At 60.4% G+C, this 9,479-nt stretch carries 4 protein-coding genes and 2 pseudogenes; 3 read left to right on the plus strand and 3 right to left on the minus strand.

What is annotated here, in order from left to right; translation table 11 throughout:
• From H1Y01_RS11945 to H1Y01_RS11955, 3 genes and pseudogenes are all read right to left on the minus strand, one after another.
• Positions 1-609, minus strand: a pseudogene (locus H1Y01_RS11945) (hypothetical protein); the annotation flags it as partial.
• Positions 610-814: 205 nt separating this feature from the next.
• Entirely contained in the window at positions 815-2,707 is a 1,893-nt protein-coding gene (locus tag H1Y01_RS11950; RefSeq protein WP_180540749.1) for an outer membrane beta-barrel protein, read from the minus strand.
• Positions 2,667-4,736 carry a WD40/YVTN/BNR-like repeat-containing protein gene (locus H1Y01_RS11955; protein ID WP_180540750.1) on the minus strand — a complete coding sequence of 690 codons (2,070 nt, stop codon included), beginning with the start codon at positions 4,734-4,736 and terminating at the stop codon, positions 2,667-2,669. Before H1Y01_RS11955 ends, H1Y01_RS11950 begins: the two co-directional genes overlap by 41 nt.
• Before the next feature lie 113 nt (positions 4,737-4,849).
• Here H1Y01_RS11955 and H1Y01_RS11960 point away from each other — a divergent pair, with 113 nt between their 5' ends.
• The 3 genes and pseudogenes from H1Y01_RS11960 to H1Y01_RS11970 all read left to right on the plus strand — a co-directional run.
• Positions 4,850-5,797, plus strand: coding sequence for a deoxyribonuclease IV (locus tag H1Y01_RS11960; protein ID WP_219341489.1), 948 nt, complete (start codon positions 4,850-4,852; stop codon positions 5,795-5,797).
• Complete coding sequence (leuS, locus tag H1Y01_RS11965) at positions 5,763-8,312, plus strand: leucine--tRNA ligase (protein WP_180540751.1); 2,550 nt, start codon at positions 5,763-5,765, stop codon at positions 8,310-8,312. The genes H1Y01_RS11960 and leuS overlap by 35 nt, the downstream gene beginning before the upstream one ends.
• 15 nt (positions 8,313-8,327) lie before the next feature.
• A pseudogene (locus H1Y01_RS11970) lies at positions 8,328-9,479 on the plus strand (hypothetical protein); the annotation flags it as partial.

Below are 9,479 nucleotides of genomic sequence, written 5' to 3' on the forward strand. Positions count from 1 at the left end.
CTTGGCGCTGGGCGTGGGGGCCTGGGCCATTTCGCTGAGGTCCTTATCGGTGTAGCGGGTGAACTCAGGCGCTGCAGATTCGGGCTTGATTTCCTTGGGGCCGGAGAGCATGACGATTTTACCCTTCAGCTTGCCTTTCCAATCGGCGATGTACTTATTGACATCGGCTTCGAGCTGGGCTGGATCATAGTTGCGGCGGCCGGTGCCGAACTGAGTAATCATGATCTCGCCCGACTTACTGCCGTTGGTGTTATCGGACCAGGCTAGCGGCGCGGCGACTAACAGGGCATAACGCGGTTCGAGCATCTCGACGGAGTACTGTTTTAACGACCAGCTGCGTCCGAACGGTCCCCACTTTTCCATGTGGACGTTCTCGATGCCATAGCTTTGGAGGCGTTTGACGGTCCAATCGGCGGCCTGCATGAACTCGGGGGACGCAGTTAGGCGCGGGCCGTATTGGTCGGTTAGGTACTGCAGGGTATCCATGACCTGGGAGTTATCGAAGGCCTCGGTTTTGATGCGGCCGACGACGGAGAGATCGGGGCGATCGCCACGTTCCTGGGCGCTGAGGGGGGCGAGAAGGAGCAGGCCGAGAAGGAGATAACGCATTTGAGAATTATAAGCGCTTTTAATCGGTGCGCGTGGGCGTGCCCGAGGTTAGTTCACCGGTCGCTTACGCTCGCGGCTCAGTTACGGATATTCTATTCGGTTGTTCTGCCGCCGTCCCGCGTTCCCTGACTCGATCATAGAAAAGGCCCGCCGGATGGTTAGATCCAGCGGGCCGGTTGGGTGCGACCTTCAGTGGCCTAATGCGTTATTTGGGGCACTCGGCGTGAACGGTGTCGGGAGCCTGCTGAGCGCCGGTTGCGGACGGCGGCATGTTGGCGCCGCGCGGTACGAACCAGATCTCGACGCGTTGATCTTTCAACAGGTCGTCGCTCTCCGCGATGCGCGAAGCTCTGCGCTCACGAATCGATGCAGCGCAGATGGGCTTGCGGAGATCGGCGCCTTGACCCGCGCCAACGGTCGCAATCTTGATGCGGCTGATGTCGATGCCGGGTTTCGGACAGATACCCTGACCCGAAGCCAGAATCTCGGCCGTATGCAGCGCGCGCTCCATGGCGAGGTTGGCATTCACGGCGGCGGCGCGGCGAGCGCGGCGTCCACGGCGGCCAGGAGGCGGCGGAACGGCCTCGTTGCCCATGTGACCCACCAGCACCACGTCGTAGTTGGCGTACTGACCGGAAGTCAGAGCCGGATAGACCTGGTCGATCAGGATGCGCTTACCGCAGTTGTTCACGCGGGAATTGCCGGTCGGGAAGATGATGTCATCCTGCCGCACGTTCTTGACCTGCGCGGAAACGGTCAGATTGACCGGGGCCGACGCCGAGCCGCCCGTCGAATCGGTGACGGTCGCTGTCGCGGTGATTTGCTTGGTGCCGCCTTCAGGACCGAACTGCACCGTGGACGAGTCGTAAGTTGCCGGTTCCGTTCCCGTGACCGTACCGTCGGTGACGGTCCACGCAACGCTCAGCGTACCAGGGCAAGATCCAGCTTGCGGATGCGGATAGAGCATGGCCTTGTCGCCAACCTGAAGGTCCGTCTTGTCCGCCGTCGCCGTGATGGTCGGAGGCGTATGAGCGTTCACCGTAAGGGTGATCGGAGGAACGGTCGATTTCTCGAGGGAACCGCTGTCGATAACGGTCAGCCCGATCTGATGCTGCCCGGCTGTGTCGGTCTTAACCTCCAGCGTATCGCTGCCCGAACCGGCTTCATGACCGTCGATCGTCCAGCGATAGTTGGGTACCGCGAACGGCTTGCGGCCGGTAACGGTCGCCTTCACAGTGATCGCCGGTCCCGGGCACACATTGTTGCCGGACGCCGCCATGCTCACCGAATCCCACGCTCTCATGACCTGCAGCGTGTAAGTGTCCTTGTGGCCCCAGGTGAAGTACAAGCCGCTGTCGACCTGGATACCGTTGAGGACGCCGCCCGCGGGGATATACAGCTGGGGCGGAATGCCATTGACCGCGAGGCCGTAGTGCGGATCCTGGGCGACGACACCGTACACCTCTCCGCGGATGCCGATGTGTTCCGCCAGCCGCACTTTGATACCGGCGCCGTAGGTGAACCCGAACCTGGGATCGGTCTGGATCTGAGCCGCATTCAAGGGCGCAGCCGCGGTCGACGTCAGCTCGTTCTTGGCGTTCTGCGTCGGTGCGAATCCAATCACGCCAAAGCCGGCCCGCACGTACGGCCGGAAGTTACTCCGCCGGTTGGTGAAGTAGAACAGCAGCGAATCCTGGAACTGGTAAACGTGCTGGCTGACGTTGAAGTCCTGCAGTACGCCGCCGAAATACTGGTGGAATCGAAGCTGGTTCTCGGCGAAAGCGAACGTTTGCTCCGTGCCCAGATGCTCGGTGAAGTTCTCCGCAACATATCCCCCGGCCATCGCGCTCGGCTTCTGTTGCTCCTTCAGAGGATCACTGCTCTTCTGCTGCCAAAAAGTCGCGCCGAAGAAAAATCCGGCTTCCCAATCCTGGGAGCGAGGCAGCTCAAATGTCGACACGCCAGGTGGCGGGATGTCGACGGAGGTTGTGGTTTGCTGGGTTGAGGAGTCTTGCGCGAACGCAGTCCCGGCACACGCCAGTACCACCCCAACACAGCTAGAAAGCAGGCGATTTGTCGTTCTGCTGGTTTGGAACATATCCGTCCTTTCTAAAGTCAAATGCCGTAATGCCCGATCGGGAAGTCTCTCCCTTGCCGATCTCCCGAACATAGATTCCCCGCGTAGAGGTCACTGCAAGGAGGTTATGCGCTCCTTGCGTCGTTACTGAAAAGCTTTTGATGGTTGCGCCGCCGAGGCCTTCCTGATCGAAATGCTGCCAGGTCCGGCCGGCATCGCTCGATTGATACACATGCCCGAACTCGTAAGCATAAGCCAAAGTCCGCGTCACAGGATCGATGGCGACGGCGGTGATGCTGTCCACCGGTAAACCGGCTATCGCGGCATGCCAGGTCATTCCCGAATCGTCGCTGCGAAATAATCCGCGCGACGTGCCGGCGATAAATACGGAACCGGCGCCGGCCAGATCGTAGGTTTGAGCGAAGAATGGTAAGTGACGCGGCCCCCAAGTCGCGCCTCCGTCATTCGAAAGCATGAACTTGTCATTCAGGCGCGCGATCACGGAGGAGTCGCTGCACTGCAGCGATTGCACCGGCTGGCCCGTGAAATTCGATAGGGTCCATGTCTGGCCGTCATCTTTGCTGCGATAGAGCCCGGCTTCCGTCGCGGCTAGAACCGCGTCCCCGGAAGCGCACAGGGCGCTGAAACGCAAAGCGGCGAAATTGGGTTGCGGCGCGGACATGGCCTGCGGCGCTCGGGCTTTCACGGGATGCTTCGCTTTACCCGGCTTTGCAGCGACTTTATGGATAACAGGCTTCTCGGGAGCTTGTCCGGCTTTGATCCAAGTCTCACCCTTGTCGGCCGACCGAAAGACTCCGGCGGGCGTCGCAGCCACGAGCGTTCCGGCCGAGGTGAGCGCGATCGCAATCACGTTTTCATAACCCAACCGCGCGGGATCGGTAATGCGCGTCCAGTTCAGCCCGCCATCCTGACTCGAGAAGATTGCGCCCGCATCCGCTGCCGCGCTGGTTCCGGTAAGAAGCCGATCGCCGTTCTCGACCAGTGGGGCGAACGTGCGGCTGGTGAATCCTTCATTAATCGGCTGCAGTGTCTCGCCGCCGTCGGTACTCTTCAGCAAGCCTTCGTCCGCCGTGGCCACGAAAACGGTGTCGCCTGAAATCGCCAGCGACTTGATCTCATGCAAAGCGACTTCGCGCCAGTCAGCGCCGCCATCGCGTGTGGCGTACAATCCGCGGCTCGTGCCTGCATAGATGATCTCGGGGCGTTGCGGGTCTTGCGCGAAAGCATAGGTTCTGCGGGACGTGAAAGGAATGCCCGCCATTTTCGACCAGTTCGCGCCGGCATTCACGCTACGCCAGAAGCCGCTGCAAGCGCCGATGAACACGCGCGATGACTTCACGGGATCGACACGAACGGTGATGATGTCGGAATCGGTCGACATTCCCTCGGCGATCATGGTCCACGCGGCGCCGCCGTTCGTCGTCTTCCAGGGCAGCCGCGGCGTTCCCGCGTAAATCGTGTCTTCGCGTCTTGGATCGAACGCCACCGAAACCACCGGCGTGAGCTCGACGTTATCGGCCGGCGAGATCAGTTTCCACGTCGCGCCGCCGTCGCGCGAGAGATGGACGCCGTCGCGCAGGCCGGCCGCCATGATCCTGGTGTCTTTCGGATAAATCGCCAGCGAGTAGACTTCCGACCCTTCGAGCGAGTTCACCGCGCGCCAGCTACGACCCGAGTCATCGCTTCGAAATAAGCCCGGACCCGCTTCAGCGGCAATGGCCGCATAGATCGCCGGCGGCTTGGCCGCGTTCCCCGAAGGGGCGAACACGATCATGTGGAGCATCGCGGTGTACTGCCGCGGAAAGTCGATTGGCTCCCAACGCGCGCCGCCATCCTCGGAAATAAACAAATTGGAGTTTTTCGTGCCGGCAACGAGGAAATTGGGGTCTTGGGGGGAACAGGCGATTACCTCGGCGTTTCCGCCAAACGGGCCGGCGGCGGTCCAGTGGGCTTTGAGCGGTAACGCGAGATTTATCGCGAACGCGAAAAACGCGCCTGCCGCATACAGAGCTTTGAACCGTCCCACCATTATTTGTTTCGAGGCCGCTCTGACAGCTAAGCCCCTTTGTGCACTTCAGTTTAGCAAAACAATGCGTTTATACGAGGGGTTTCCCGCCTAATGGCCTGATCGGAACTGTTACGATGCGATCTCTGCGTATTGGAATTCACACCTCACGTTCCGGATCGCTGGAAAAGGCCGCGATTCGTGCGCGCGATGTCGGCGCGAATACATTTCAGATTTTCTCTTCCAGCCCGCGCATGTGGCGTCCGTCGGTTCTGGATCCGGAAGATGTAAGACGTTTTCGGGCCATTCGGCGCGAGTTCGATCTTTCTCCGCTGGCCATTCATGTGAACTATCTGATCAATTTGGCTTCGCTCGATCCGGTAATTCGAGCCAATTCGATCGCCGCTTTTCGCGGAGAACTGGAGCGCGCCGCGGTGATTGGCGCGGAATATCTGGTGACGCATCCCGGCAATTACAAATCGTGCAATCCCGAAGAGGGCATGGCGGCCTTCGTTCTGGGGGTGAAAGAGGCCGCGCGGGGCCTCGAGTTAACGGGCCTGACTTTGCTCCTCGAAAACACGGTAGGCGGCGGCGCGCATCTGGGCGGAAAGTTCGCGGAGCTCCGCAATATGCGCGAGCTGTTGGGGCGGCTGATCGATCTGCCGTGCGGTTATTGCCTCGATACCTGCCACCTATTCGCGGGCGGTTTCGATATCGCGACGGAAGCAGGCCTGAAGAATTTGGTGGCTGAAGTCGACCGCGACCTCGGCTGGGAGAACGTCGGCGTCATCCACACCAATGACTCGAAAGGCGCGCGGGGATCGCGGCTTGACCGCCATGCCAACATTGGAGAGGGACAGATTGGTGAAGCAGGGTTCCGCCGCATCCTGCGCCACCCCGCGCTGCGGACGAAACCTTTTATCCTCGAAACGCCGCATGACGAGGAAGATCGCGCGGACTTGCGGGATATTGCCACTCTGAGGCGGCTCGCCGGACCGGATCGCAAGGCGCCCAGTCCGTCCAAACGAAAGCAGGCAAATAAGAAGCATCATGTCGGAAAAGGCATACGATTTTCAGGCGATTGAGACGAAGTGGTTCGAACAGTGGGACCGCGCGGAAGTAGCGGGCCAAAGCCTGTACCGCGCGGAAGAGGACAGCAGCAAGCCGAAATACTACGTGCTCGAGATGCTGCCGTATCCCAGCGGAGCGCTCCACATCGGGCACATTCGGAACTACTCCATCGGGGATGCGCTCGCACGGTATATGTGGATGCGCGGCTACAACGTGCTGCACCCGATGGGATGGGATGCGTTCGGACTTCCCGCGGAGAACGCCGCCATTGCGAACCGGCAGCCTCCGCGCGACTGGACGCTCTCCAATATCGGGAAGATGAAGCGGACGCATCGGCGCTTCGCGTTCTCTTACGACTGGTCGCGCGAAGTGACCACCTGCGATCCCGAATACTATCGCTGGAACCAGTGGTTCTTTCTCAAGATGCTGGAGCGCGATCTGGCGTACCGCAAGAAGGCTTTGGTCAACTGGTGTCCGCTATGCGCAACCGTGCTGGCTAATGAACAGGTGGTCGACGGCTGCTGTTGGCGGCACGAAACGACGCCGGTGGAGCAGCGCGCTCTCGAACAATGGTTCCTGCGCACCACGCACTATTCCGAAGATCTGCTGAACGATATGGCGGAGTTGGAGGGCAAGTGGCCGGCGCGTGTGCTGACCATGCAGCGCAACTGGATCGGCCGCTCGGAAGGCGCTGAGGTGGAGTTCGCTTTAGAGGAACGCGCGCAAAACGGAGCGCGCCCCGCGCCGCCAAGCTTTCACGAGTTCCTTGGTGGTTTGGCGGCGCCGGGACGCGCCCTTTGCGCTTTAGAGGAACGCGCGGAGTCGATTCGGGTTTTTACTACGCGCATTGACACGATCTACGGCGCGACTTGCCTGATCCTGGCGCCGGAGCATCCTCTGGTTTCGGAACTGCTCGATGGGACGATGCGGGCGCAGGCGAAAGCGATGATCGATGCGCGCGCGGCGCAGGGGCCGGGCGATTTCGAGAAGGAAGGTTTCGCTACGGGTCTGTTCGCGCGCAATCCCTTTAGCGGTGGAGCGCTTCCCGTGTGGGTGGGGAATTTCGTGCTCACGGGTTACGGGACCGGCGCGATTATGGCCGTCCCCGCGCATGATCAGCGCGATTTCGAATTCTGCCGGAAGTACGGGCTGCCGGTTGTGCCGGTGATCCGTCCGGTTGACGGCGAGCTCCCGGATGAGAGCTCGATGGAACAGGCGTTGGAGATTGAAGGCGTCGTCGAAAATTCGGGGGAGTATTCCGGCCTTTCGAGTGCCGAGGCGCGAACCCGCATGGCTGCGAGGGCCGAGCGCGATGGGTTCGGCAAACCGGCCGTTACGTTCCGGTTGAAGGATTGGGGCGTTTCGCGGCAGAGATATTGGGGAACGCCGATCCCGGTGATTCATTGTGCTGTGGATGGCGTTGTTCCTGTTCCCGAAGCGGACCTGCCGGTGTTGCTTCCCGACAATGTACGGCTCACCGGCGACGGGCAGTCGCCGCTGGCATCGGTGCCCGAATTCGTCAACGTGGTTTGTCCCCAGTGCGGCGGCCCTGCGCGCCGCGAGACGGACACGATGGACACGTTCGTCGATTCATCCTGGTATTTCTATCGCTACTGCGATCCGCACAACGCGGCGCAGCCCTTCGATCCGGCCAAAATCGCTTACTGGTTTCCGATTGACCAGTACATCGGCGGCATTGAGCACGCGATCCTGCACCTCATCTACTCGCGCTTCTGGACCAAAATGATGCGCGACATCGGTCTGGTGAGCAACGCAGAGCCGATTCGGAAGCTGTTCTCGCAGGGCATGGTCATCTCCGAAGGCGCGAAGATGTCGAAGTCGCGCGGCAATGTGCGAGGCGCCGATGCGGTGGCCGATAAGTACGGGGCGGATGCCGCGCGCCTGTTCGTTCTTTTCGCCGGTCCGCCGGAGAGGGAGATTGACTGGACGGATTCGGGGATCGAGGGAATTGTCCGGTTTCTGGGGCGTGTGTATCGCTTCGTTACGCGCAATGTGGGAGCGCCAGGCGGGGATGGGTCGGCCGATCGCGACGTGCTGCGCAAATTGCATCAGACGGTTAAGAAGATTACCGAAGATCTGGACACGCGCTGGCATTTCAATACGTCGATCGCGGCGGTGATGGAGTTGCTGAATGAGGTGCATGCCGCGGAGGCGAAGATTTCCGCTGCGGCGATGCGCGAAACGCTGCGGTCGGTGACGCTGCTGCTAGGACCGTTCGCGCCGTACATGGCTCAGGAGCTATGGGCGGAGCAGGGCTTCGATGGACTTGTGTTCAAACAGGAGTGGCCGAAGTTCGATGAGGAACTGGCGCGCGATGAAGGCGTCGAGATCGTGCTTCAGGTGAATGGCAAAGTGCGCGGGAGGATGACGGTGCCGCATGGCACGGATTGTGAAGAACTGGAATCGTTGGCGCGTCGGGAGCCGAATGTTGCGGCGCTGCTGGCGGGGAAAGCTGTGGTGAAGGTGATTTGCGTGGCGGAGCGGCTGGTGAATTTTGTGGTGCGGTAAGAGGTTCTGGGGCTGATGCTCGCTCGCGGAACAACGACCGGTTCGCTGTTGATTGCACTCTGCAGCGCCGGTCTTGCTCAGACTTCGCCCGATCCGAGCGAGCTGTTGCAGAAAGCGGCCCGCATCATTGATGAGAATGCGAACGCGCTGCCGCGATTCGCTTGTACTGAGACCGTCGCGCGGTCCTTTTACGTTCTTCCTGAAAAGTTAAAGAGGCAGTCCGTTCACGACGCCTCTCCGAATGACTTACCGGGCCTGGAGGCCGAGCGGAAGTTAGCGCGCAGCAACCGGGTGCGGCTGGAGATCGGCGTCTTCGACGGCCGTCAGCTTTTCGCGTGGCCCGGCGCGAAGGAATTCAAATACGAAAGCTTCGATGAACTTGCCGGGGGCGGCGCGGCTAGTTCCGGAGAGTTTGGCCCGTTCTCGGTGAGCGTGCTGCTTTCGGATGCCGATCCCGCGTCGTTCCGTTTCATTGGGTTCGAATCGGTTTCCGGCGCTAGAGTCGCCGCATACGACTACGCGGTGCCTCGCGAGAGTAGCCATTTCTCGGTTGGGACCAGCGACGGCGGCAGCGTAACGACGGCGTATCGAGGAGTGATCCTGATCGATGGAAACACCGGGGACCTGCGCCGCCTGATCGTCCAGATTGCGCAGCCTCCATTGAATAGCGGCGTACTTAGCGGACGTATTGTGATTGACTATGCGCGCGCGAAGGTTGGAGAAGTGATAGCGCTTCTTCCTAGCAGCTCGCTATTGCACTTACTGTTCTCCGGTGACGGTAGCGTTGCCGTTAATGAGACGAACTATGGTTCCTGTAAGTTATTCAGCGCGGAGTCTACTCTGGATTTCGGCTTGCAATCGGAAACTGCCGGGATACACCAGATTGTAGATGAGGAGCCCGCGCGTCCGCAGATACCCGAGGGACTGGAACTAACCACAAAGTTTGTCACCCCGATCGACGTCAAACGATCCTATGCAGGTGACCTGATCGAAACCGAAGTAGCGGAGCCATTAAAGGTAGGCGGCAAAACTTTGATACCGAAAGGAGCACAACTTACCGGAAGACTGGTTGAAGTGGAGCGACGTTATTACCCGTCGAAGGAAGCGACGGTTCGCATCCAGTTCGAGCGAGTTACGTTCGAAGGGGTTTCCATGCCGATTGCACTC

Origin of the sequence: Nevskia soli, from assembly GCF_903970205.1 — a bacterium.
Taxonomy (GTDB): domain Bacteria; phylum Acidobacteriota; class Terriglobia; order Bryobacterales; family Bryobacteraceae; genus Bog-113.